We start from the raw sequence: 21,907 nt of genomic DNA, 5'->3' as shown, positions 1-21,907 counted from the left end.
TGGTCATGCCGCGCCGCCCAGGAAGGCACGTTGCACGGCCGGGGTGCTCAGCAGACTAGTAGCGGCATCTTCGCCGGTAATGCGGCCGGCCTCAGCCAAATATCCCCGGTCAGCGATCGACAGGCTCATCTTGACGTTCTGCTCGACAATCAGAAGCGCCAAGCCGCGTTGCCGGATTTGTCCGAGGCTCCGGAACAAGTCCCCAACGACAACAGGTGCAAGACCCAGGCTTGGCTCATCAAGCATCAGCAGGTCAGGCTTCGACATCAGGGCCCGGCCAATCGCGACCATCTGCTGCTCGCCGCCCGACATCGTGTTCACATACTGCCGGCGGCGTTCCTCCAGCTTCGGAAACAGTTCGTAGACGAAGGTCCGGCTGTCGTTGGCGTGGGCGCGGGCTCTCTTGGCAAAAGCGCCGAGTGCGAGGTTCTCGTCGACGGTAAGATCGCCGAAGACGCCCCGTCCTTCGGGCACGAGGGCGATTCCCGCCTCCACAATCTGATGTGGCGGAAGCGAATGGATCGGTCGGCCATTGAAGGAAATCGATGTCCCCTTGTCCGCCGGGGTTACCCCGGCGATGGCTTTGAGCAGCGACGACTTTCCAGCACCATTGGCACCGAGGATGACAACCGTTTCTCCCTTGCCTACGGAAAGCGAGAAGTCGTCGAGCGCCAGGTGCCGACCGTAGTGAAGCGACAGGTGACTGATCTCAAGCATGATCGTCCCCCAGATAGGCGCGCACGACATCGGGATCACGCAAGACCTCGTCGGTGGCACCATCTGCAATCTTACGGCCAGCATTCATTACCACGCAGCGGCTACAAAGCGCGCGGATCGCGTCCATGACATGCTCTACGAGCAGTATCGTCATGCCTTGCCGTTCAAGCGAACGGATGAGTGAAATACCCGTTTGCAGTTCCGTTGGGTTGAGCCCCGCCAGCCACTCGTCCAGCAAGAGAAGATCAGGTTCTGTGGCAAGCGCACGGGCAAGCTCCATGCGCTTCTGATCTATATAGGTGATATCGCAAGCGCGTTCTTCGGCACGACCGGCAAGCCCAACTTCCTCCAGGTGATGAAGAGCCCGTTCCCGCGCGATCCTTCCCCACAGCTTGTGCCTGCCAAATGCAAGCGCCGTCTCTACGTTCTGAGCGACAGTCAGTGACGGCAAGGCACGCACGAGTTGGAAGGTCCGGGCCACTCCCTTTGGGGCAATGCGGTGCGAGGGCAATCCCTGGATGGCCTCGCCCTTCAGGGCGATGGTACCCTGCGAGGGGGCAAAGAAGCCGGAGATCATATTCATCACAGTCGTCTTGCCCGACCCGTTCGGGCCGAGCAGACCGACCACCTCGCCGGCCTTCAACGAGAAGGTGAGATCACTAACGGCGGTCAAGCCGCCGAACCGCTTGCTGATACCGGATAGGGTCAGGATCTCCGTCACAGCGCGCCCCCCTGGTTCGCAGCCGGAACTGTGACGCCCCTCCGCTTCGAAAATATCCGTTCCGCCGCAGCAAGAACACCGTTTGGCAGCACGAACACGATGGCAATAAAGATCAGGCCCAGGATGATCGGGTAGTGGTTGGGGAAGTTCGCCGACAGCCATTCGAACAGGAGAAAGAGCGGGATCGCGCCCAGCAGCGGACCCCACAGGCGATCGACGCCGCCCAGCAATGCCATGATCAGCGTCAGGAACGACGTCGTCGGATTGAAGACCATGCTCGGTTCGATGTAGGTCCACCGAGGAGCCTGGATGGCGCCGACCAGAGTGATGATAACGGCGCTCACGGAGAACAGCGCAAGCTTCACGCCCGCGATGTTGATGCCGCAGTGGCTTGCCACCACTTCATCGTCACCGATCACCTTCAGCGCGAGGCCCAGCCGGCTGCGACCGATCGCCCAGGAAAAGAGAAGCGTTGCCGCCGCAAGCGCGAGCAACTGCCAGTAAATTCCGTCGGAGGTAACAGGCAGGAAGATGTAGCGGCCGAGCGTGCCGGTGATATTGACTTCGTACCAGGTCACGAGCTGACGCACGAGTTCAGCAAGGCCAAAGCTGAATATCACGAAGTAAACGCCCGCGAGCCTTAGTGTCGCAAGCCCAACAACCAGGGCAACGACAAGGCCAACCAGCGCTGCGGCAAGAAGCACAAGCACGTAAGGCAAGGTCTCACTGAGGACACTCACGGTGTAGGCGCCGATCCCGAAGAAGGCGACGGTGGCAAGCGAAATATAGCGGGTGGGACCGGAGAACAGAGCCCAGGCGGTGGCCAGAACGACGTAGCCCGTCATGCCGATCATCAGGGTCACGACGTACTCACCTGCATAGAAGGGCAGGAAGGCGAGTGCAGCGAGTACCACCAGGAAGAACAGGACGGAACCAAAAGACTTCAGGGTCATCGCGAGGATCTCCCGAACAGGCCGGCGGGGCGCCAGAGCAGCACCGCCAGAAAGATGAGATACGTCGCTGCAAGCGTAAGGCCGGGGTCGAGGTAGGTGGCAACAAAGGTCTCGACGAGCCCGAGGATCAGACCCGCCGAAAGCGCGCCAAGGATGTTTCCGACGCCCCCCATAATCACGACGACAAGGGCCTTCATCGTGAACACCACGCCGGCCGTGGCTGTGAATGTCTGATAGGTCGAAATCACCACCCCGCCCGCGGCGGCGAGGCCGCAGCCGATGGCAAAGGCGAACCGCGCAGCCCGGTTGACGTCTATGCCGACCAACGGCGCCGATCTCGGCGAGACGGCAACGGCGCGCAAGGCGGTACCCCAGAGCGTATAGGTGAACAGCAGGTAGAGAGCTCCGCCGGCAACGACGGCAAGCCCCAGCGCCACCAGACGGTTGGCGGCGATCACGGCACCAAAGACATCGATCCCGACGTTAAGATAGTTGTAGCTGGTATAGTTGGAGCCAAAAGCGACCAGCATCGCCCCTTGGATGACGAACAGCAGTCCGAAGGTGACGAGGATGGAGTCAATCTCCAGGCTTTCGCGACTGGCGGCACGGGCAACGAGCGGCCTAAGCATCAAACCGTAGACCAGATAACCGAACGCGAAGCCGAGTGGGACGGCAACCAATAGTCCGAGGACAGGATTCACGCCCCATTGGCCGAAAAGCACATAGGCAAGGAAGGCTGCGGCAATAATCATCTCTCCGTAGGAGAGGTTCATGATGCGGGCGATGCCGTACTGGAGCGTCAGCCCCATGGCGATCAATGCATAGGTTCCTCCAAGCACCAGCCCGGATATGATGGTGGTGGTGAGCATTGCCTGCCCCTTTTCTACAGGTTGATCCCCAAGCAGGTGACGGTGGGGATGCTACTCATCGGGAATCGAGCGAGGATAGACGGCTCCCTCCCAAGCTGGGGAGAGGGAGCCAGACCTTAAATTCCGGCGTCGCTTCTACTTACGCTCGGGCCGCGGAATGATGGGCTGGCTTGCTCCGGGCCGATCGGCTGGGGCAATGGAAACAAATTGCCCGTTCTGCCATTGGCCAGCCCACCAGAGATCTCGAAGCTGGTTGTCTTCGAGCTTCGTCTCGCCGAGAACGGTCTGAAAAGTTCCGGTTGCGATCTCCTCGGAGACCGCCTCGCGGTCGAGCCCCTTGCGCTTGATTGCCTCCTGCAGGATCTCCAGAGACGCGTAGGTGATAACACTTGCCCAGTAGTCCGGTGCCTTGCCGGTAGCGGCTTCGTGACGCTGACGGTAGTCGGCAACCTTTTCACTGGTCGCGTCGATCCCGCCGATTCCCATGATGCCGGTGATCGCATCGCCGTTGTTCTTGGCATAGATCGGGAAAGCCGTTCCGACACCGAAATACAGAACCTTCGGATTGAAATCCGCCACCTGCACCTGCTGGGTTAATGCAAATGTCTCCGGTGGATAGGAAAAGGCGATGAACGTATCTGCCCCGCTTGCCTTCGCTTCGTTGATCATCGGCGTGAAGTCGGTGGTGCCCACCGGATAGGTCTTGTCATAGACCACCTCGATGCCTGCCTCCTGGAAAGACGGGCGTGCGGCGGTAACCAGATCGATGCCGAAACCGTCAGCGATGGAGATCATCGCGACCTTCTTGTTGATCACTCCCTTATCAGAGGCATCGACGAGCACCTTCGCCAATGCGCTGGTGTAATCGTGGCCCCCGCCCAACAGCCAGAAGCTCTTTTTCCAGCGTTTGACGAACTCTGGTGCCTTGTCCGTCACAGAGGTGGCTGCAAGATGCGGATAGCCATAACGATCGAACATTGGCGCAGCCGCAAGGTTGTAGCCGGTACTCCAGGGCGGCAGGATGAAGTCCACCTCGTCCTGCGTCGCCAGACGTTGCAGTGCCCGCACCAGTTCCTCGGCCGAGGAGCGGTCATCATACTCGACGACCTCGATCGGCAGGCGCTTTCCGTCCGGCATCTCCAGGCCCCCGGCATCATTCACCTCCTTTACCCAAAGCTGGTAGTTCGGCAACGTTGTGATGCCCGTGCCACCGGCATTCGGGCCAGTGAGCGAGAGCGCGTAACCAATTTTTACAGAGGTGCGTTCTTGCGCCGAGACCGGCGTGAGGGCTCCGGCAGAAAGCACGGTGGTAGCAAGAGCTATCAATCGCAGGGCGCTCCTGCGCGATATGATGTTCATTGAAGTTCCTCCCATTGGGCCTGCTCCACCAGGCCGTTTGTCTTATCCAGTTGCAGCCGATGCCACGTTTGAAGCCAGACGTGGAAAGGTTAGCAGGTCGCAGCAAGGGAGAAATAGACTTTCACAGGAAATACTTGTACTTCTCACGGGAGCTGGCGAGACTACGTTTAACCCACTTCTCACCGGAACTAAGGATGTGATGGAAGCTCGCCTCTGGAAAGCCAGCCTGCAGCGGGCGGAGTGGACCTTCAGTCGGGGTCAAAACCACATCTTCCTGCTGAGGTCGGGAAGCGGGATCCTGCGGCTCGGTGGCCGTGACATTTCCCTTCTGGGGCCACTACTCGTATGGATTCCCCTTGGCGAGGTTGGTTCTTCCATATTTGACGCGGGCACCGAGGGTGGGGTTTTGGCCATACCGGACGATATTCTGGGTCCGGCGATGCCCTCCGGAGCTGTCTTTGCACGTGTTCGAGAGGCCATTGCCAGGCCTATCCTCGGGGCACGCCTGTCGCCCGCCGACGCGCAGCGCTACCTGACAAACGTCTCCAGCATCGAACAGGAACTGCAGGCGGACCTCCCAGGGGCTCAGGAGGCGGTCCGTCACCATCTTGCGCTCCTACTGCTTGCAGTTTGGCGCCACTCTGAACCGGCCGCACAACAAAGTCAGCCCTCGCCACGGGCGATCGTTCGTAGCTTTCTTCATCTTGTTGAACTTCACGCACGAGAGCATTGGACGATCCCTCGCTACGCCGCAACCCTAGGGATCAGTACGGACCGCCTCAACACCGCGGTGCGGCGTGCAACGGGGAGAACACCGGCGGCTGTCATCCACAGACGCATCCTGTCGCAAGCAGCAATGCTGCTGGAGGGCACGACGATGCAGGTAGCGGAAATAGCCGAGGCGCTGGGTTTCAAGGACGCCGCCTACTTCAGCCGCTTCTTCAAGAGGGAAGCTGGCGTGTCTCCACGATCCCACCGCGAAGATGCCGCCATGGCCCGCATCCCACGCGAAACGAGCTTCGCCGCCTGGCCGTGAGGCAACAAATGATTATCTCGCTTGGTTGAGGGCTCGTTTGGGTCAGCTAAAGAACAATCCGTTCGCCGGTCTGCGGCTCGAAGAGATGCAGATCTTCCGCGGAGACATCGAGGTCAACGACCTCACCCTCGGCAACGACGGTGGAGGCCGGCAACGCGACATTGATCTCGTGACTGCCGCTACGGATCGTCGCAAGCCGCGTCTCGCCGTGGAACTCGTTTCGTTCCACGCGCCCTTTGAATGCTCCTGGGTGGGCAGACAGCCGGAACGCACCCGGGCGAACTCCCACCGTCACCCGCCCTGCCCGGATTGAACGGCTGGTGGGAATGCGGATCGTTTCGGAAACGAGCATTCCATCGGACGCTTCCATCGGGAGAAAGTTCATGTTCGGTGTGCCGATAAAGCCGGCTGCGAACAAGGTGGCCGGCGTCTGGTAGATCTCCTCCGGCGTTCCCATCTGCTCGATCCGGCCATCCTTCATCAACACGATCCTATCGGCAAGCGTCATCGCCTCGAGTTGGTCGTGGGTGACATAGATGCTCGTCGTCTTCAGGCTGCGGTGCAGGCGCGCGATTTCTACCCGCAGGCTGCCGCGCAGTTTCGCATCGAGGTTTGACAGTGGCTCGTCGAACAGGAAGACTTCCGGTGTCTTGATCATGGCGCGGGCGATCGCCACGCGTTGCTGCTGGCCGCCTGAAAGCTCCGTTGGCTTGCGTGACAGGTAGATACCAAGCCCCAGGCTCTCGACCACCGGCGCCAGACGCCTGTCGATCTCGGCCTTAGGCACTCCGGACCGTTCCAGCCCGAAAGTGATATTTTCGCGCACGCTCATGTGCGGGTAGAGCGCATAGTTCTGGAAGACCATGGCAATACCCCGGTCACCCGGATCGCGGTCGTTCATGCGCTGGCCGCCAATCATCAGGTCGCCGCCGGTGATCTCCTCAAGGCCGGCGATCATCCGCAGCATCGTCGATTTCCCGCAGCCCGAGGGCCCGAGAAACACGACGAATTCGTGGTCGTCGACCTTCAGGTTGAAATCACGCATGACCTCGAGCGCGCCGTAGACCTTGCGGATGTCGCGGCATTCGACGGTCGCCATCAGCTCCCCTCCCCGTCCAGGATGATCTGCAATTTCACATCTTCAGGACGCGCTTCAGCCGCCCTTTCGAAGGCAGCGACTGACTGGTCGAACGAGAAGGTGCCGGAGACGAGCGGCTTCAGGTCGACTTTGCCGGCCGCGATCAGGGCAAGTGCCCGGTCGAAGACATTGGCGTAACGGAACACGGTCTCGATGCGGCATTCGCGCGAGCAGGCAGCCGCGATGTCCATCGGCACCGGCTCGGGTGGAAGACCAACGAGAACCACCGTGCCGCCTGGACGCACGACCTTGAAGAGGTCGCGCACGGCCGCTGCCGCGCCGGAGCATTCAAACACAATGTCCGCACCCCAGCCTTCGGTTGCCGCATCAACTGCCTCGAGGAGGTTCTGCTCACGCAAGTTCACGGCGGTGATGCCGTCATAGGTCTCGGCCAGCTTCAGCTTTGTTTCCGACAGGTCGGAGATCAGTACCCGCGAGCAGCCGCCCGCCAGTGCTGCAAGCGCCACCATGATCCCGATCGCGCCGCAACCGGTCACAACCGCAGTGTCGCCGGGCGTGACGCGAGCCCGCGTGGCCGCCTGCATGCCGACCGCGAATGGTTCGACCATCGCACCTTCGGCAAAGGAGACATTGTCGGGCAGCTTGTAGGTGAAGCTTGCCGGGTGGATCGTCTCGGGCGAAAGCACGCCATGCACCGGCGGCGTCGCCCAGAAGGTCACGGCAGGATCAACGTTATAAAGGCCTAGGCGGGAAGCGCGGGACTTTGGGTCGGGAATGCCCGGCTCCATGCAGACACGATCGCCCGGCTTCAGATGGATGACGTTGGCGCCGACCTCAGTGATCGTCCCAGCCGCCTCGTGACCAAGCACCATCGGCTCGTTCAAGACGAAGTTGCCGATCCGTCCATGTGTGTAATAGTGTACGTCGCTGCCGCAAACGCCGACCGTGTGCAGGCGGATACGGACATCGTCTGGCCCCATCTCCTGAGGCAGGTCGATATCACGCAGGGAGAGTTCACCAACGCGTTCGAGGACAAGTGCTTTCATGGGTATCAACCTTGATCAGTTTTCTTGGAGAAGGCGGCATTCAGCCCGCCGGCCATGACGCCGAGCAGGATCAGTGGCGGCAGCGACAGAAGCACGACGGCAGCGTTGAGAATGCCCCATGGTACGTTCATCCCGAGTTGCGACATTTCCGAGGCTATGATGGGCAGCGTCTTCGCTCTCGACGTTGTGAGCATCATGGCAAGCAGGAATTCGTTCCAGACCAGCACGAAAGAGAAGGCGATTGCGCCGAAGATCTGGAAGCGGGCGATCGGCAGCGCGATGCGGAAGAAGGTCGCATAGGGCCCGAGCCCATCAACCCGCGCCGCCTCCTCCACATGCAGGCTGACACGTTCAAAGGACGGCACCGAAAGCCAGATCGTGATGGAGGCCGTGACGATCAGGTACGTGACGATCAGCGAAAGCCGCGTGTCGTAGAGATCGAGCCCGAGCCAGATCACCAGCATAGGGATGGCGATGGCGACCGGCGGCAGGAATCGCAGCGACAGGACGAAGAATTGCGCCTCTGCGGTCAGACGATTCTTGAAGCGCGCAATGACATACGCGGCCGGGACCCCGATCACAGCGCCGATCAGCACGGCAGTCGAGCAGATGATCAGCGAGTTCGTCAGCGCGCGGGCCACGGAGCGGCGATTCAAGACATAGCTCATGTTGTCCCAGACAGGCTGGAAGACGAGCTTCGGCGTGCTGACCAGGAGGTCGGCGTTGGTCTTGAAGGCGTTGAGCAGGGTCCATAACAACGGCAGCACAACGAGCGCCGCAGCCAAAGCCAAGAGAAGCCTGAGTAGAAGGGTCGAGAGCTTCATCGGTTCAGCCTCTTCCAGGTGAAGGTGAAGGTCACGATCGTCAGCACCATCATGATGACCGCCATGGACGAGGCGTAGGATATCTTGCCGGCTTCGATGAAGCCTTGCGAATAAGCGTACATGTCAAGCGTTTCGGTGGAGATGCCGGGGCCGCCGCGTGTCATGACATAGACAAGGTCGAAGGAGCGCAGGCTTTCGATCGCCTTGACGAGGAGCAGACTGATCAATGGCGCCTTCAGCATGGGCAGCGTGACGAAGCGATGCACTTCAAACCGGGTGGCGTGGTCGATCCGGGCAGCTTCAAGCGGCTGCGGGGGCAGTGATTCCAGAAGCTTCAGGATGATGACTGCGAAGAACAGACCCCATTGCCACACATCGACGAAGGCAACCGCAAGCAGCGCCCCAAGCGGCGTCGATAGGATGTCCGGCGTGCTGCCGGTGATTTCTCGGACGGGCCAGGTGAGCGCGCCATAAAGGGGATGGAACGAGAACTTCCACACGAAGGCTGCACAGACTCGCGGCAGGAGGACCGGGATGATGAAAAGGACGCAGAGGATATTGCGCATCCGCGGGCTTGCCGCCTCGAACATGGCGATGCCAAGTGCCAGCCCGGTGACCATGGTCGCGGTGACGCTCAGGATCTCCCACTTGAACGAAACCCAGAGCGCGTTGAGGAAACGAGCATCGGAGAAAAGTGCGACATAGTTGGCGAACCAGACATAGTCGGCCATCGGCTGCGACAGGGTCCGGTTCTGCAGCGAGATATTGATCGCGTAGATCGTCGGCACCAGTGCCAGCACGACCAGTATGCCCAGGGTGGGGCCAAGAAACACATAAGGCAGCGAGCGGCCGCGACGCATGACAGATCCTTCACATCCGAAATGGGCGCGCTTCGTCAGCGCGCCCGGGTGCCTTGGGAGGCGTCAAAGCTTGGCAGCGAAGGCCTCGAGTTCATCAAGGGTTGCCTTGATGTCCGTGCGGCTGCCGGTGATCAGCTCTTCCAGCATGATGCCCCACTGGTTGCCGAGTTCCTGCCAGCGCGGATCCTGCCAGAAGGTGACCGTGGTTTTTTCACCGGTTGCCGCCATGGCGTCCGACAGGTTCTGGCCGAAGGTCTTGGCGTATTCCGGGCTCTGGTAGGTGCTGGTGCGGGTCAGTTCGCCCGGCTGGCCAGCTTCCAGACGCCGTGCTTCCTGCTCCTTGGAGGTTGCCCAGGCAACGAAGAGACCGGCGCACGCCTTTTCTTCCTCGGACGCGTTCGCTTTGGAGGCGATGGCAAAGCCGTGGGCATAACCACCGCCTGGCAGCGGTGACGGCGGAACCGAGAAGGCAACCTTGTCGGCCACCTGGCTCTGCGCCTTATCGACTGACATGCCGCCAAGCGGCGCGGACTCAATGATGATTGCAACCTTGCCGGCCCGGAACGCACCAGTCGACTCATCCCAGGATCCCGTCTGCGTGCCGGGTGCCGAGTACTTGAAAAGGTCGAGATAGGCCTCCGTTGCCTTCACGGCAGCTTCCGAGTTGAAGGCGGGCTTGCCGTCCTTGAACCATTCGCCGCCATTGGCCTTGAACAACGGCATCCAGCGCCAGACGTTTGCACCGGAACCGCGCTGGCCGCGCAGTGCCGTGCCGTAGACGCCATTGTCCGGATCATGCAGCTTCTCGACGGCCGCCACATACTCGTCCCAGGTTTTTGGCGGCTGGATGCCCGCCTTCTCGAGAAGATCGGTGCGGTAGACCATCAGGTCGCCGCCGCCCTGGATCGGTGCAAACCACTGCTTGCCGTCATAGGTGGCCGCCGCCCGCATGCCTGCGTCGAAGTCGTTGTAATCATATGGCTCGGGATAATAACCGTCCAGGGGCACGATCCAGCCGGAGGATGCGAAGAGTGCCAGATTAGCCTCATCCACATAGTACACGTCGAAGCTTCCAACCGTCGACGCATCCGCTTGCGACTTCGCCCTGCGGTCGTTTTCGTTGAGATAGCTGATCTCGAAGCCAGCACCGGCCAGCTCCTCGAACTCATCCACGTAGTCTTCCAGCAACGTCAGGCCGTCGCGCGGCTGCGCCAGGATGCGCAGATCATCCTCGCACTGGGCCGCAGCAAAGGCATTGGAAGCCGCCAATACTGCAATGGCCGCGCAACCGGCGCGGAGCATAGTCAATCTCATGATTTCCTCCCTCGGACGGCAACTCCCATGGCCGTCGACGGGGCCTATTCTGTGGATGTCAGGAGCGTGAACTAGTTTGCAATCTGACGCGAAGTGATACTATTTTGACTTTCTGCTTTGCATTTGGGCGATTTCTTATGACGGTGGCACCAGATTTCCCTCGCTCTGTCTCCGACACGTTTACGGCGACACGTGAGCAGATCGTCCTGCCACAGGGCAAGTCCTACCTGGTCCGACGTGATGACTACCCGAACCCGATCTGCATCTGGAACTATCATCCGGAATGGGAAATTCACTTTATTCCGGCCGCTCAAGGCTTTGCGTATGTTGGCGACTATGTCGGACCGTTCAAACCCGGCCACCTGATGCTGACCGGGACGAACCTGCCCCATAACTGGATCACGCCGGGCGCGCCACACCTCCCCGGCCGCGATCTGGTCCTGCAGTTCGATGCCGATGCGCTAATCGGCGCCCGCTCCGTCTGTCGTGAGTTCGAGGTGCTTCATCGCCTGAAGCCTTCTGCGGATAGAGGGCTAGAAATTCTAGGGCCCGAAGCGATCGAGATCGGCGGAAAAGTCATTGAACTGCACGAGAGCCAGGGCAGCAGCCGGCTCGGCCTTTTCATCGAGATCTTGGAGCGGGTAGAGGCGGCTCCTCACAAGCGTATCCTCGCGAGCGAGCACTTCACCGCAACCTACAACAACGTCTCCGACCGACGGCACCGACGGATCGACCGAGCTATCCAGATCATGCAGTCCAATCCTGGCGCCTCCATGCATGAGGTGGCGTATCTCGTCGGCCTTGAATCCTCTGCCTTCTCCCGCGCCTTCCGGCGCCTCACAGGCATGAACTTCTCCGCCTACAGCCGCTCTGTCCGCGTTTGGCGCGCACGAACGTTGCTGGCGGAGACGGATGTTCCAATCACCGACATCTGCTTCGAGGCAGGCTTCAACAACCTGTCTAACTTCAACCGGTACTTCCGTTTGGAGACGGGATTCACGCCCCGTGAATACCGAAAGACGGCCCGCATTCGCACGAGATCGCTAGTCTCCTCTGTAGCGGCAAATGAGCGCTCCGCTCCTTGAGTGGCAGGGGCCGCAACTTTCCAGATCTATCGCGCCGCCAAGGGGGGACGCTCCACACCGGACGAGCAACGCCGGTGATCTTTTTGATTGTCTGATCTCCATCAATGCGACGAGTCCTTAAGGCGTCTCTGATGCGTCAAAGACGGAGGTACACGATGTCATCTTTCTCATCATTCATCGAAGAGCAGATTTCAGTTCATGAGGCGATGATCGAGAAGCTGCGTCGCGAAGGCGCTGGCCAGAGTCCCGAGCCAACTCAGGAGGCCGCAGAGGCGGTCCACCTTCATGCCATAGAAAACCATAATCGTTCTATTGAGGCGCTCCGTGCAACTCTCGCTGTCACGCCATCCGCGCAGGAAGCCCCCGTAGCCCCCTTGTGATCACCGGAGTTTTGCATTGAGACGATGCGGCTAGCCTGACTTCAGGAACGGGATAGGATCTACTCCAAACAGAGCCGCATGACCGCCAGCAAGAAGCCATGTGAACACGACCACATCCACCGCCAAGGCAAGCAACATAGGGGAGTCGACGCGCAGGCTGGCATTACCCTTCCCCAAAGCGGCAAAAGGAACGAGGGACGTCCCCTGTGCCCGTCGCCTCCAATCTATTCCCGCCCTTTGACGGCCTCTTTTCTCGGCCATCGCCATGCTGCCGGCCGTAAAGACAGTGAAGCCACCGAAAAGCACCAGCGAACGAAGGTCGCCATTAGGCGGGATATGCCCGAGCGACCAAATGAGAAAGCCCCAGAGGACAGGGGGGCGCGTGATCGCTACAATCGCCCCCGGCTTGCCTCCACCGCGCCGCGCGGTCGTCGAGAACGGATTGCGGCTCAACAGCCCCGCCAGTACGAAGAATAGCCCCAAGGGAGCCGTCGCAAAGGTGACCCACCCCTGCCAGGCGGCGGGAGCCCATAGTTCGACATAGTCGAGGTTGAATGCGGCGTAGAACAGCCATGTCAGGGCCAGAAGCGACACGGCCGAGTAGAGGGCGATATAGGTCCCGTGCCCAAGACGTGACACAAGCCGCGCCCGGACCGAGGGCGTGGCCGGGACGGAATGCAAGCCTACGAAGACGGTGAACGCTGCCAGCCCGGCGGGATATCCCCCTGCCGGGCTCTTTTTACGTTTCCAAGGGGCTGGTTCGGTCAGGCGGCCGTGCTGTAGGTGCGCTCGACGGTTGCCAGATAGGCGTCAAACGCTGCCGCTACGGCGCGCACGACGAAGCGGTGTCTGTCATCGACGCGTACGGACATTCCCTCACGCTGAACGAGATTGTCCCGCTCAAGATCCTCCAGCGCCTCATTGTGCGTGAGCAGAAGAAGAGGATCGAACCCGTGCGCTGCGGCGACTGCTGCGACATCGACGTGAAAATCGCACATCAGCCGTTCGATGACCTCAGCCCGCAGTCGGTCCTCGGCCGTCAGGCGATAGGTCTTCACCGTCGGCAACTCGCCAGACGAGACGCGGCTTGCATAGAGCCCGGGCGGGACTTCGTTCTGGTGGTACCCCTGCTGGAACTTGCCGATCGAAGAAGCTCCGAGCCCAACCAGGGTTTCGCAGGCATCGGTGGTATAGCCCTGGAAATTGCGGTGAAGCCTGCCTTCGCTGCGCCACCGCCAACTCGTCTTCCGGCAGCGCGAAGTGATCGAGACCGATTTGCCGGTAGCCTGCTTCCACCAGCCGTGGGCAATCGCCTGCGCCTGGGCATGGCGTCCTGCCGCATTGGGAAGCGCGTTCTCGTCGATCAGCCGCTGGTGCTTCTTGAAGCTCGGAATATGAGCGTAGCCGAACACGGCGAAGCGCTCAGGGCGCATGGCCACTGCCTGGTCTACCGTCTCGAAGCAGGACGCAACAGTTTGATGCGGAAGGCCGTAGATGAGGTCGAAGTTAATGGCATGAATGCCATTGGCGCGCAGGTTGTCGACGGCCGCGAGCGTTGTTTCCGCCGTCTGGATGCGGTTGATCGCCTTCTGCACCTTCGGATCAAAGCTCTGGACGCCGAGGCTGGCGCGGGTCACGCCGGCCTGACCGAGTGCTGCCGCCATTTCGGGCTGCAGCCGGCGCGGGTCGATCTCGACTGCCGTGTTCACCTGCGGCGCGAAGCCGAGCTTCGAGCGGAGGGCCTGCATCAGCTGGATGAATTCCTCCGGCTGGATGATGGTCGGCGTGCCGCCACCGAAATGGATCTCGCCCACATTGAAGCTGGCGCCACGGGTTTCGGCGATCAGATCGATCTCCCGATGCAGAACCTCGAGGTAGTCGAGGATCGGCTTGTCTTTTTCGGTGATCGTCGTGTGGCAACCGCAGTACCAGCACATGGATCGGCAGAAGGGGATGTGGAGGTAAAGAGACGTCGCTCGATCCGCCGGAATTGCCTTCAACCATGATGCATAGGTTCCGGGCAAGGACCGGCGCAGTTTGCCCACACCGTCCTTCGCCTCACCAAGCAAGCAGGGAAGAAGGAAGACGCGGGGATCCGCATCGACTTCCCGATTTCGCGCCAGGATATAGCCGAGATGACCGGGACGACGCTCCATACCGTCTCCCGTATTCTCAGCGCTTGGGAAGGAAAGGGCCTGGTAGAAGGCGGGCGCCAGAAATTGCTCGTGCGAGACGTTGTGGCCCTTTCTGCCCTTGCCGAGGAAGTGAAGGACTAGCAGCTCGCTGGTGCGGCGTCGGGCACATTCCAGAACGCGATCCGGGGCATCCTGGAGGCTTTGTAGAGCCGGAAGAAAAGGATAGACGAATAAACGTCGGTTGTCCGTGGCCCGACATCCGTAAGGTTACCGGGCGACCCCTGTCTGTGCCCATCGATGTGGGGGACAGTCGACAGAGGACCCAGGTGAGGTGGCTAGGAGCTGAGGCTGCTCGACGCCAAGTTCTCCGTCACCTCGCGGGATCGCTCTCCTTCTTGCAGGTCCACCTACCCAGAACAGCAGACAGGTCACGCCCTAGCATTCCTGGGCAAGACGAGGTTCTGGCACGGTTTCTGGGTTTTTCCTGTTTTCCAGGCTCGACGGCCTGTGCGCGTACATTTGTCCAAAACGGTTCGACAGGAAGGCTTCAAGCCCGATCTCCTCCTGCCGGACAAAGCCGGTGGCCGGCAGTTGACCGTCAGCCAGCAAATCGAGCACGGCGGAAATACCGGCAGCGGTGGTGATCTGGATCGCGCTCATCCTGTGGCCTGCAACCATTCCTGCGTAGATTTTGTTCGCGTAGGTCTCCTGAAGATACCGCCCGTCCTTCCAGCCGCAAACGGTAACGAAGACCACCACGACGTCCTGGTTCGTCGCCGGGAGGGCATTCTCGAAAAGGTCCTTCAGCACGTCACGGCGGTTGCGCAGATTGAGATCGTTGAGAAGAGCCTTCACGATCGCCTGATGACCCGGATAGCGGATGGTGCGGTAGTTCATCGTACGCACCTTGCCCGCCAGGGTCTTTGCCAGGGTCCCAAGGCCACCGGAGGTGTTGAACGCTTCGTAGGTCACCCCGTCGAGCGAAAACTCCTCCCGTTCCTCCATTGCAGGAACCGAGATCAATTGTCCTTCAACGATAGCCTCGCAGGGCTCGATGTACTCGTTGATCAGCCCGTCCGTGCTCCAGGTAAGATTGTAATTGAGAGCGTTTGACGGATACTGCGGCAAGGCACCCACACGCATGCGAACGGTGTCGAGCGTATCGAACCGACCTGCAAGATCGGCCGCGACGATAGCGATGAAGCCGGGTGCAAGACCACATTGGGGGATCAGTGCAGACTTTGCCTGTGCTGCAAGGCTTTCTACCCTCCGAGTGGTTGCCACGTCTTCCGTCAGATCGAGATAATGGGTTCCCGCCTCAACCGCAGCTTCCGCGACGAGACCGGTCAGATGGAAAGGAGCCGCCGACAAGACCGCAAATGTTCCCTCGAAAAGGGATACGAGACTGGCGTGATCTTTGATATCGACGAGAGATGTTTTGATCACGGCAAGCGGACTGAACGCTGCAAGTTGCGCCTCACTCGCATCGGTCAACGTGACCTCGTAATCCTTCGTGGCTGCCAGCATGCGAGCCACTGCACCACCAATCTTTCCCGCTCCGACAATAACGATCTGCTTCATCTGAAATCCTTTGCCCTGTATTCGTTTCAGACAAAGACTCCTACGTGGCACCTTCGATTCATAGCGACGAAATAGACGAATTACGGTATCAAGATCTACAAATCGATGCAAAGATCTGTGCGAAATGCAAGTAACAGCGAAAGATCGTGAGCTTCTTGGCCTGCTGGCCGAGAATGCTCGAATGCCTGTGGCAACACTGGCAAGGCAACTGGGGTTGTCGCGCACCACCGTGCAGGCTCGATTGGACAGGCTGGAAAGAGAAGGCGTAATTGCGGGTTATGCCGTACGGCTCTCGGATGAGTACCTGGCAGGGCTGATCCGCGCGCATGTGCTGATCACGATAGCACCGAAAGCGCTTGCTGCTGTTACCGCCGAACTTGAAGCGATACAGGAGATCCGATCATTGCATTCGGTCAACGGACTCTACGATCTGATTGCCGTTATCGCATCGCCGTCCATTGCCCATCTCGACCGACTGATTGACCTGATCGGGGAACTGCCTGGCGTGGAGCGCACGCTTTCCTCCATCATCCTCTCAGACCGCATCGTGCGTTGAAGATGTGGCTCTCAAGCGGTCGATGCGGCCCTTTTGCGCTTCCATCAATCCGCAGGGCTTAATCTTACCCGATGGCCGGGGGCGAATTCGACGAGCTCTGACGGCGCAGGAGCCACAAAAACATCCGGGGCGTTCGAGCCGTCGGAAACAAACCCCCGTCCAGAAGGCAACCCTGGAGTCGGATCCGTCTTCTGCGCCATTTCATCCGAAGAGAAGCCCGGCTTGGGGATGGCTGCGATGAGCCGCCTCGTATAGGGATGTGCGGGCGCCTCGAAGATATCCTGCCAGCCACCCTCTTCCACGATCTGACCGAAATACATGACGAGAACGCGATCGCTCATGTGCTCGACCACGCTCAAGTCGTGGCTGATCATCAGATAGGAAAGAGAGAACTTCTCCTGCAGATCGAGGAGCAGGTTGATGATCTGCGCTCGGATGGAAACATCAAGCGCCGAAACCGGCTCGTCAAGCACGACGACTTCCGGCTCGAGGATCAGCGCGCGGGCAATGCCGATGCGCTGGCGTTGACCACCGGAAAATTCGTGAGGATAGCGCTTTGCCTGATCAGGCGTCAGCCCGACACTGTTGAGCATGACCTCGACGCGATCGGAAATCTCGGATGCAGAGGTAACACCATGAAGCCGCAAGGGCGCCGCCAGTGACGTGTGAATCGACTGACGCGGATTGAGCGACGCGTAGGGGTCCTGGAAGACCATTTGCACTGCTTTCGCACGCTGCAATCGAGAGGGGGCATCTGCTCCGTTCAGCGGCTGATCACGATATCGGATCGTACCTTTCGTCGGCTCCTGAAGACCAACGATCGACAGGGCGGTCGTAGACTTGCCGCAGCCGGATTCACCAACGATCGAGAGACACTCACCCTTGGCGAGTTCAAAACTGACGCCGTTCACCGCATGGAGCATGCGGCGTCCGCTTCCGAGCAGCCCTGCCCCCGAAACGGGAAACCGCACATGCAGATCGTCGACCCGCAAGAGTGGACCGCTCATGCCTGACCTCCTTGGGGACGCCTGGGCACGATAAAGCTGGTCTCGGTGAGCTTTGATCGGTCCGCAATGATGCTGTCGATATCCACCAGTCGACGCCGGCCGTTCTGGCTTCGGCTGCCAAGCTGCGGCAGCGCCCCAAGCAGGCCACGGGTGTATTCGTGGCGGGGATCCTGAAAAAGAGCCTTGGTTTCGTTTTCCTCCACGAGGCATCCAGCGTACATCACGCCGACGCGTTGGCAGATACTCGCAATGACCCCCAGATCATGACTGATGAAGAGCACCGCAGTGCCGCGTTCTGCACACAGATCCTTGATCAGACGCAACACCTCCGCCTGCACGGTCACATCGAGTGCCGTCGTGGGCTCGTCGGCGATGAGGAGATCAGGATCGCAGGCCAGTGCCATTGCAATCATCACGCGCTGCCGCAGGCCCCCTGACATCTGATGGGGATAGTCCTTCGCCCGGCGGTCAGGGTTCGGCACCCGCACGCTCGCTAAAGCCTCGATCGCCAACTCCTGCGCCTCTTGGCGGCCTTTCCCTTGATGGAGCATATACATTTCCGCAATTTGCCGTCCCACGGTCGCGAGCGGGTTCAGTGCTGTCATCGGTTCCTGGAAGATCATCGCGATGCGATTGCCCCGCAAGCGGCGCATCTCGCGCTTTGACAGGTCGAGCAGGTTCTGGCCCTTGAACAGAAGGGCGCCGCCGGTGACGGAGAGAGGTTTGCCTAGCAATCCCATGATGGCAAGCGAGGTAACAGATTTCCCCGACCCCGATTCCCCGACCAGTCCGTAAGCCTCTCCCGGCAAGATCTGAAACGACACGCCCTTGAGAATTGCATGGAGAGTAGCGCGTTTCTGTACCACGCCCAGACGAAGATCTCTGACGTCGAGAAGGGCTTCTGTCATATGTTGCGCGTCCTCATATGGGGGTCGAGACTATCGCGCAGACCGTCTCCCAGAAGATTGAATCCAAGGACCGACAGGAAGATGGCCAAGCCGGGGAAGATCGCCACCCACGGAGCGAGCTGGATCAATTGACGTGCATCCGTCAGCATCGCGCCCCAGCTCGGGAACGGAGGCTGGATCCCAAGGCCCAGGAAGGAAAGTGCAGCCTCCGAGAGGACTGCTGACCCCATTCCGAGTGTCGCCATGACGAGGATTGGGCCCATCATGTTCGGCAGGATCTGCGTAAACATGATGCGTAGATCGCCGTAACCGAGTGTCTGGGCAGCCTGCACGTAACCCTGGGATTTCAGCGAAAGCGTCGATGAGCGGGCGATGCGGCAGGTCCAGCTCCAGTTGGTCAGGCCCAGCGCAATCAACAGTGAAGGAAGACCGGGACCAAGTACGGCCATAACCCCCAGTGCGAAGATCAGCGAAGGGATAGCAAGCATGACGTTCGTCAAGCCGTTCACCAGATCGTCCCACCAGCCGCCCCAGTATGCGGCCGTCATGCCAAGTGTCACACCGATCAGTGAATTGATCACTTGTGAGACGATGCCCACGGTCAACGATATCTGCGCACCATAGAGAATACGGGTGAAAACATCGCGTCCCTGCCCGTCCGTCCCGAACCAGAACGTGGAATCTGGAGGTAGCTCGGAGTTCATCAGATCCGCGTCGAAAACCGGATCGAACGGAGCAATCCATGGAGCGAGCACCCCGGCAAGGACCACCAAGAGGGTCAGCAAGGCACCAAGCCAGAAATTGAAACCAAGGCGCAATCCCGTCACTCCTGCTTAATTCGCGGATCGATGGCGGCATAGATCAGATCCACCGCAGTGTTGATGAGGAGGAACCAGAGCACGATCACAAGGATCGTGCCCTGCACCACGGGGATGTCGCGGATCGCAACACTGTCAACCAGCAGCGAGCCGATCCCCGGCCAGGCAAACAGCTTCTCGATAACGACCGCCTGGCCGATCAGCGATCCGAACTGCAATCCCACGGTCGTGACGATCAGCACCAAAGCGTTGCGGGCAACATGCCACCGCACAACCTTCGCTTCGCTCATCCCTTTGGAGTGAGCCGTGCGAATGAAATCGGCACTCAACACATCAAGCACGCCGGCTCGGGTGGTTCGGGCCAGAAGCGCAAGTGGCGTCACCCCGAGCGTCACGGCGGGCAGGACCAGGTTGCGAAAGGAGCCGTCGCCGTAACCGAAACTGGGTAGCCAGTTGAGTTGCAGCGCAAACAGATACATGAGCAAGAGACCGAGCCAGAACTGCGGCATGGAAAGACCGGAGACTGCCCCGATCATCGTCACGGTATCGAGCACCGATCCAGGCCTCAGCGCGGCAAGAAACCCAAGCGGCACACCTAAAGCAAGCGCGAAGACCATTGCGGCGATAGCGAGTTGTAGCGATGCCCACATCCGGTCGGCGATGAGCTCAATGACCGGCTGGCGCGTCCGGAAACTGGTCCCAAGATCAAACTGCGCCAGATCAGTGATGTAGGTGATGAAGCGCTCCATCAGAGGCTTGTTCAGTCCGAACTCCTCATTGAGGCGCGCTATCATCTGAGGATCAGCCGCGCGCCTGCCGTCGGAGAACAGACTTGCGGCGAAGCTGCCTGGTACTACGCTAAAGATCACGAAGATAAGCAGCGCCACAACGATCAGCGTGGGTATGATCTGCCAGATCCGACGCAGGGTAAAACGAAGCATACGGGTATCCGCCTTGGCGCGTGATGGCGCGACATTTCAATGCGGGTTGGCGTTGGGCCAACCCGCATGTCTCCTCACGCCTTACTGACGCGAAGCAGGCGCTGTTTCGTCTATCCAGATCTCATCATAAGGCTGGATGGCGAGTTCTGTCGCATTGGGTACCAGACCGTGAACCCATGGCTGATACGCCATTACGGCCTTGTTGTAGTTGAAGAACCACACGGGCGCCTCATCCTGGACCAGATTGTTTGCCTGACGCAGAAGCTCGTTTTGCTTGGCCGTGTCGCGCTCCTCCTGAGCCTGCTCATACAGCTTGTCGAATTCCACATTGGCAAAGCTCGTATAGTTGCAGGCGGACTGCGCAGTCTGAGAATAGAAGCACCGCATAGCATTCAGCGGATCGGGACCTGACAGGTTGGACCAGATGAAGGCCTGGAAGTTGTTTGAGGTCACCGCGTCGCCTAGCGCTGCGCTTTCGACCGGTTTTGGTCTGACCGTGATCCCAACCTTCTGCAGCATCGGAAGGATGGCTTCAACAATCGGCACGCCCCAGCTTTCGTTCGGGCTCGCTGTCACCTCAAACTCGAAACCGTCCTCATAGCCGGCCTCGGCAAGCAATTCCTTTGCCTTTTCCGGGTTGTAGTCATAGGGGGCCTTGTCCTTGTCGAAGGCAGGCGACGAGAGCGGCAGCCAGCCGGAGGCGGGATAAGCCTTGTTCTTGACAAGTCGTTCAATGATCAAGGGCGTGTTGATCGCGTGATTGATGGCCTGGCGGACGCGCTTGTCCTTGAACGGCTCGAATTTCGGGTTGAAGCCTATATTGCGCGTAAAGACCTCAGCCACTTCGAGGAGATTGTCCTTTAGTGCTTCCTCGCCCTGATAAGCTTGATACTGCGTCGGGCCCAAGATCGAGACGTCAATCTCCTTGTTGCGGAAGGCAACGTCGCGGGCGGCGTCCTCCGCCATCAGGACGATGTTGATCCGGTCCAGATAGGGCTTTCCTTCCTCGTAATACTTGTCGAACTTCTCAACCACGACCTGCGAGCCCGGAACGTGCTCCTTGAACACGAAGGCACCCAAGCCGACAGGCGTTTTGGCAAAGCTCGCTTCATCTTCGATGTTCGACGGATAGATAGCGGTGGTGTTCTGCATCAACGCGAAGCCGGGGTTGATCGGCGAGTTGAAGGTGATTTCCAGCGTGTGATCGTCGACCTTGCGAAGTCCGGAGATCTCATCCGCCTTGCCGGCAGTAAACTCGTCCGCACCCTTGATATTGGCGATGAAGCTCGCGCCGGGGAATGCATTCTTCGCATCCGCGATCCGCTTGTAGCTGTAGATGATGTCATCGGCAGTCAGCGGCTTGTCGTTGTGAAAGACGGCGGTTTCGCGCAGATGATACGTATAAACGCGACCGTCATCAGAGACGTCGGCGGATGTGGCCAATTCCAGGACCGGTTTGTTGTTACTGGAATCCCAGCTGTAAAGCGCCCGGTGAATGGCCTGCGTGATGAACTCCTCCTGGGTGTTAGGGCTGGATTGCACGTCAAGCGTGGCAAAGCTGGAACCGTAAGGAGCGGTAAAGACGAGTGTTCCACCCTGCCGCTCGTTTGCAGCAATGGCTCCCGTCGCCACACCGAGGCCGAGCACCGCGGCCAATGTCAGTTTCTTCAGCATTCTGTTCTCCCTCTTCGTGCCTTT

21 protein-coding genes and 1 pseudogene are annotated in these 21,907 nt (G+C 59.8%); 4 read left to right on the top strand and 18 right to left on the bottom strand.

The genetic code is table 11. The features are described 5' to 3' along the window. Positions 1–3 precede the first annotated feature (3 nt). From LXM96_RS12410 to LXM96_RS12390, 5 genes are all read right to left on the bottom strand, one after another. Positions 4–717, bottom strand: coding sequence for an ABC transporter ATP-binding protein (locus LXM96_RS12410; protein WP_239998849.1), 714 nt, complete (start codon positions 715–717; stop codon positions 4–6). After that, positions 710–1,438 (bottom strand): ABC transporter ATP-binding protein, encoded by a 729-nt coding sequence (locus LXM96_RS12405; protein WP_239998848.1) that lies wholly within the window; start codon positions 1,436–1,438, stop codon positions 710–712. The genes LXM96_RS12410 and LXM96_RS12405 overlap by 8 nt, the downstream gene beginning before the upstream one ends. Beyond that, positions 1,435–2,391 carry a branched-chain amino acid ABC transporter permease gene (locus LXM96_RS12400; RefSeq protein WP_239998846.1) on the bottom strand — a complete coding sequence of 319 codons (957 nt, stop codon included), beginning with the start codon at positions 2,389–2,391 and terminating at the stop codon, positions 1,435–1,437. Before LXM96_RS12400 ends, LXM96_RS12405 begins: the two co-directional genes overlap by 4 nt. Next, a complete protein-coding gene (locus LXM96_RS12395) occupies positions 2,388–3,260 on the bottom strand; it encodes a branched-chain amino acid ABC transporter permease (RefSeq protein WP_239998844.1) in 873 nt (290 codons plus the stop codon). The genes LXM96_RS12400 and LXM96_RS12395 overlap by 4 nt, the downstream gene beginning before the upstream one ends. A 135-nt stretch (positions 3,261–3,395) precedes the next feature. Then, positions 3,396–4,619, bottom strand: coding sequence for an amino acid ABC transporter substrate-binding protein (locus tag LXM96_RS12390; protein WP_239998842.1), 1,224 nt, complete (start codon positions 4,617–4,619; stop codon positions 3,396–3,398). Positions 4,620–4,818: 199 nt separating this feature from the next. Between LXM96_RS12390 and LXM96_RS12385 the strand changes: the two genes are divergently transcribed. Next, the gene (locus tag LXM96_RS12385; protein ID WP_239998841.1) at positions 4,819–5,655 is read left to right on the top strand and encodes a helix-turn-helix domain-containing protein; all 837 of its coding nucleotides are present in this window, start codon (positions 4,819–4,821) and stop codon (positions 5,653–5,655) included. 46 nt (positions 5,656–5,701) lie between these two features. Here LXM96_RS12385 and LXM96_RS12380 read toward each other — a convergent pair whose 3' ends face one another. The 5 genes from LXM96_RS12380 to LXM96_RS12360 form a co-directional block, all read right to left on the bottom strand. Next, entirely contained in the window at positions 5,702–6,754 is a 1,053-nt protein-coding gene (locus LXM96_RS12380; protein WP_239998834.1) for an ABC transporter ATP-binding protein, read from the bottom strand. Further along, positions 6,754–7,800, bottom strand: a complete 1,047-nt coding sequence (locus LXM96_RS12375) for an NAD(P)-dependent alcohol dehydrogenase (RefSeq protein ID WP_239998832.1) — start codon at positions 7,798–7,800, stop codon at positions 6,754–6,756. Before LXM96_RS12375 ends, LXM96_RS12380 begins: the two co-directional genes overlap by 1 nt. A gap of 5 nt (positions 7,801–7,805) precedes the next feature. Then, the gene (locus LXM96_RS12370) at positions 7,806–8,624 is read right to left on the bottom strand and encodes a carbohydrate ABC transporter permease (protein ID WP_239998831.1); all 819 of its coding nucleotides are present in this window, start codon (positions 8,622–8,624) and stop codon (positions 7,806–7,808) included. After that, the gene (locus LXM96_RS12365; RefSeq protein WP_239998829.1) at positions 8,621–9,484 is read right to left on the bottom strand and encodes a carbohydrate ABC transporter permease; all 864 of its coding nucleotides are present in this window, start codon (positions 9,482–9,484) and stop codon (positions 8,621–8,623) included. Before LXM96_RS12365 ends, LXM96_RS12370 begins: the two co-directional genes overlap by 4 nt. A gap of 63 nt (positions 9,485–9,547) precedes the next feature. Beyond that, a complete protein-coding gene (locus tag LXM96_RS12360) occupies positions 9,548–10,798 on the bottom strand; it encodes an ABC transporter substrate-binding protein (protein WP_239998825.1) in 1,251 nt (416 codons plus the stop codon). 137 nt (positions 10,799–10,935) lie between these two features. Here LXM96_RS12360 and LXM96_RS12355 point away from each other — a divergent pair, with 137 nt between their 5' ends. Further along, entirely contained in the window at positions 10,936–11,883 is a 948-nt protein-coding gene (locus LXM96_RS12355) for an AraC family transcriptional regulator (RefSeq protein WP_239998823.1), read from the top strand. Positions 11,884–12,293: 410 nt separating this feature from the next. On the opposite strand, the gene LXM96_RS12350 is transcribed toward LXM96_RS12355, so the two are convergent. Then, positions 12,294–12,971, bottom strand: a complete 678-nt coding sequence (locus LXM96_RS12350; RefSeq protein WP_239998917.1) for an NnrU family protein — start codon at positions 12,969–12,971, stop codon at positions 12,294–12,296. Between the two features lie 56 nt (positions 12,972–13,027). Continuing rightward, positions 13,028–14,308, bottom strand: coding sequence for an oxygen-independent coproporphyrinogen III oxidase (gene hemN / locus LXM96_RS12345; RefSeq protein ID WP_394801951.1), 1,281 nt, complete (start codon positions 14,306–14,308; stop codon positions 13,028–13,030). Between hemN and LXM96_RS12340 the strand changes: the two are divergent. Then, positions 14,303–14,539: pseudogene (locus LXM96_RS12340) on the top strand (helix-turn-helix domain-containing protein); the annotation flags it as partial. The gene hemN and the pseudogene LXM96_RS12340 sit on opposite strands and share 6 nt — an antisense overlap. A gap of 294 nt (positions 14,540–14,833) precedes the next feature. Here LXM96_RS12340 and LXM96_RS12335 read toward each other — a convergent pair. Beyond that, positions 14,834–15,979: a saccharopine dehydrogenase family protein gene (locus LXM96_RS12335; RefSeq protein WP_239998819.1), complete on the bottom strand. Its 1,146-nt coding sequence runs from the start codon at positions 15,977–15,979 to the stop codon at positions 14,834–14,836. 124 nt (positions 15,980–16,103) lie between these two features. Between LXM96_RS12335 and LXM96_RS12330 the strand changes: the two genes are divergently transcribed. After that, entirely contained in the window at positions 16,104–16,535 is a 432-nt protein-coding gene (locus LXM96_RS12330; RefSeq protein WP_239998817.1) for an Lrp/AsnC family transcriptional regulator, read from the top strand. Positions 16,536–16,579: 44 nt separating this feature from the next. Here the strand turns inward: LXM96_RS12330 and LXM96_RS12325 are convergent, their stop codons facing one another. The 5 genes from LXM96_RS12325 to LXM96_RS12305 form a co-directional block, all read right to left on the bottom strand. Beyond that, the gene (locus LXM96_RS12325) at positions 16,580–17,542 is read right to left on the bottom strand and encodes an ABC transporter ATP-binding protein (protein ID WP_239998812.1); all 963 of its coding nucleotides are present in this window, start codon (positions 17,540–17,542) and stop codon (positions 16,580–16,582) included. Continuing rightward, the gene (locus tag LXM96_RS12320) at positions 17,539–18,450 is read right to left on the bottom strand and encodes an ABC transporter ATP-binding protein (RefSeq protein WP_239998809.1); all 912 of its coding nucleotides are present in this window, start codon (positions 18,448–18,450) and stop codon (positions 17,539–17,541) included. The genes LXM96_RS12325 and LXM96_RS12320 overlap by 4 nt, the downstream gene beginning before the upstream one ends. Then, positions 18,447–19,268: an ABC transporter permease gene (locus LXM96_RS12315; protein ID WP_239998807.1), complete on the bottom strand. Its 822-nt coding sequence runs from the start codon at positions 19,266–19,268 to the stop codon at positions 18,447–18,449. The genes LXM96_RS12320 and LXM96_RS12315 overlap by 4 nt, the downstream gene beginning before the upstream one ends. A gap of 5 nt (positions 19,269–19,273) precedes the next feature. Continuing rightward, a complete protein-coding gene (locus LXM96_RS12310) occupies positions 19,274–20,209 on the bottom strand; it encodes an ABC transporter permease (protein ID WP_239998806.1) in 936 nt (311 codons plus the stop codon). Positions 20,210–20,290: 81 nt separating this feature from the next. Next, entirely contained in the window at positions 20,291–21,883 is a 1,593-nt protein-coding gene (locus LXM96_RS12305) for an ABC transporter substrate-binding protein (protein WP_239998805.1), read from the bottom strand. Positions 21,884–21,907: the final 24 nt, after the last annotated feature.

This window comes from Rhizobium halophilum (assembly GCF_021648825.1).
In the GTDB taxonomy this organism is placed as follows: domain Bacteria; phylum Pseudomonadota; class Alphaproteobacteria; order Rhizobiales; family Rhizobiaceae; genus Neorhizobium; species Neorhizobium halophilum.
This window is presented reverse-complemented; position numbering and strand designations above follow the sequence as displayed.

Bases quoted from the DNA above. Each gene is read 5' to 3' on its own strand.
- LXM96_RS12410 (WP_239998849.1), bottom strand. From the start codon at position 717: ATGCTTGAGATCAGTCACCTGTCGCTTCACTACGGTCGGCACCTGGCG.
- LXM96_RS12400 (WP_239998846.1), bottom strand. From the start codon at position 2,391: ATGACCCTGAAGTCTTTTGGTTCCGTCCTGTTCTTCCTGGTGGTACTC.
- LXM96_RS12395 (WP_239998844.1), bottom strand. From the start codon at position 3,260: ATGCTCACCACCACCATCATATCCGGGCTGGTGCTTGGAGGAACCTAT.
- LXM96_RS12390 (WP_239998842.1), bottom strand. From the start codon at position 4,619: ATGAACATCATATCGCGCAGGAGCGCCCTGCGATTGATAGCTCTTGCT.
- LXM96_RS12385 (WP_239998841.1), top strand. From the start codon at position 4,819: ATGGAAGCTCGCCTCTGGAAAGCCAGCCTGCAGCGGGCGGAGTGGACC.
- LXM96_RS12380 (WP_239998834.1), bottom strand. From the start codon at position 6,754: ATGGCGACCGTCGAATGCCGCGACATCCGCAAGGTCTACGGCGCGCTC.
- LXM96_RS12375 (WP_239998832.1), bottom strand. From the start codon at position 7,800: ATGAAAGCACTTGTCCTCGAACGCGTTGGTGAACTCTCCCTGCGTGAT.
- LXM96_RS12370 (WP_239998831.1), bottom strand. From the start codon at position 8,624: ATGAAGCTCTCGACCCTTCTACTCAGGCTTCTCTTGGCTTTGGCTGCG.
- LXM96_RS12365 (WP_239998829.1), bottom strand. From the start codon at position 9,484: ATGCGTCGCGGCCGCTCGCTGCCTTATGTGTTTCTTGGCCCCACCCTG.
- LXM96_RS12360 (WP_239998825.1), bottom strand. From the start codon at position 10,798: ATGAGATTGACTATGCTCCGCGCCGGTTGCGCGGCCATTGCAGTATTG.
- LXM96_RS12355 (WP_239998823.1), top strand. From the start codon at position 10,936: ATGACGGTGGCACCAGATTTCCCTCGCTCTGTCTCCGACACGTTTACG.
- LXM96_RS12335 (WP_239998819.1), bottom strand. From the start codon at position 15,979: ATGAAGCAGATCGTTATTGTCGGAGCGGGAAAGATTGGTGGTGCAGTG.
- LXM96_RS12330 (WP_239998817.1), top strand. From the start codon at position 16,104: ATGCAAGTAACAGCGAAAGATCGTGAGCTTCTTGGCCTGCTGGCCGAG.
- LXM96_RS12325 (WP_239998812.1), bottom strand. From the start codon at position 17,542: ATGAGCGGTCCACTCTTGCGGGTCGACGATCTGCATGTGCGGTTTCCC.
- LXM96_RS12320 (WP_239998809.1), bottom strand. From the start codon at position 18,450: ATGACAGAAGCCCTTCTCGACGTCAGAGATCTTCGTCTGGGCGTGGTA.
- LXM96_RS12310 (WP_239998806.1), bottom strand. From the start codon at position 20,209: ATGCTTCGTTTTACCCTGCGTCGGATCTGGCAGATCATACCCACGCTG.
- LXM96_RS12305 (WP_239998805.1), bottom strand. From the start codon at position 21,883: ATGCTGAAGAAACTGACATTGGCCGCGGTGCTCGGCCTCGGTGTGGCG.